This window comes from Pseudomonas alkylphenolica (genome assembly GCF_016009175.1).
GTDB lineage: Bacteria > Pseudomonadota > Gammaproteobacteria > Pseudomonadales > Pseudomonadaceae > Aquipseudomonas > Aquipseudomonas alkylphenolica_B.
On the sequence record NZ_JADUCM010000073.1, the window covers coordinates 1 to 1301 of the forward strand.

At 54.7% G+C, this 1301-nt stretch carries 1 protein-coding gene; it reads left to right on the forward strand.

Annotated elements, in window-relative coordinates:
* The first annotated feature begins 217 nt into the window (after positions 1 to 217).
* The gene (locus I5S59_RS26350) at positions 218 to 1168 is read left to right on the forward strand and encodes an IS110 family transposase (protein WP_197879186.1); all 951 of its coding nucleotides are present in this window, start codon (positions 218 to 220) and stop codon (positions 1166 to 1168) included.
* Positions 1169 to 1301: the final 133 nt, after the last annotated feature.

Sequence of the window (1301 nt, forward strand, 5' to 3'; positions counted from 1 at the left end):
GCCAGCTTGTGTCTTCACATGCCTTTAAAATCAGAGGTGAGAGCGGTGGATGGCAGACTGATAGCCAGCAGTGCCCTAGAGCACGAGTAGGAGCATAGTCGCCATCCACCTCTCACTCTGGCCCGAAGCCCGAACAGTTGCATGAGCGGCGAACTCGAACCAACAAGCGTGGGCTAAGCCAGAGCGCTCTCACTTTCTGAGTGTAAGAGGACTTGTCATGGTTGCCTACTCTGCTGGTATCGATGTTTCAAAAGCGACCCTGGACGTGGGTATCTGGCCGCAGCGCATTGACCCTTTTCAGTTGAAAAATACGCCTCAAGGCTTCACGGAACTGATTGCCCGCCTTCACCAGCTGGAAGTTGAGCGGGTTCTACTCGAAGCGACTGGCGGGTACGAGAAGCCGGCGTTCAAAGCGCTGCAGAAGGCTGGGTTCAATGTCATCTGTATCAATCCGGCTCGCTCGCATCAGTTCGCCAGGGCGATGGGGCGCAAAGCCAAGACTGACAAGATTGATGCTTTGATGTTGGCTCAATTCGCGAGAACGATAGAGGCCAGCCCCATCGTCGAGACCAGCGAAGAACGGGATGAATTAGCAGAGCTGGTCAAGCAAAGGGACCGCTTCGTTCAGCAGCGTGACGATGAAAAGCGCCGTATCAGACAAGCCAGCTCTAGCTTGGTGATCGAGAATTATATCCGCCACCTTGCCTACCTTAATGAGCAGATCAAGGCCCTGGAGCGCAGCATTGAGCATGCGCTAAAAGCACTCAATAGCCAGAAGGCTACGCAGTTGAAGTCGGTGAAAGGTATCGGTCTGATTACCACGGCCACCTTGCTGGCCTATCTGCCCGAACTGGGCACGCTCAGCGGGCGGCAGATTGCTGCATTGGTAGGACTAGCCCCTTTCAATAACGACAGCGGAACCAAGAGCGGACCGAGGGCAATCTGGGGCGGGCGCTACAAAGTTCGCCGTACGGTGTACATGTCGTGCTGGTCGATGATCAGGCACACCCCGGACTTCAAGGCGCGTTACCAAGCCTTGATCGCTCGTGGCAAGTGTTCCAAGGTGGCTGTCGTAGCTTGTATGCGGGTGCTGATTGTACGTTTGAACGCTATGTTGCGAGATGGCACCGAATGGAACGAACCCAAGCTCCAGGCAAGCCTGACCTAACAGCGGTCGGACTGCATTTGGAGGTTGGGTTTGGATCAGCCTTATCAGCGATGCTGCTTTAGCACCATCGCCGACCGGGTCATGCTGAAAAAAGATCTTCTTAGAAAGAGATCCAAAGACAGTTGCTCCTACA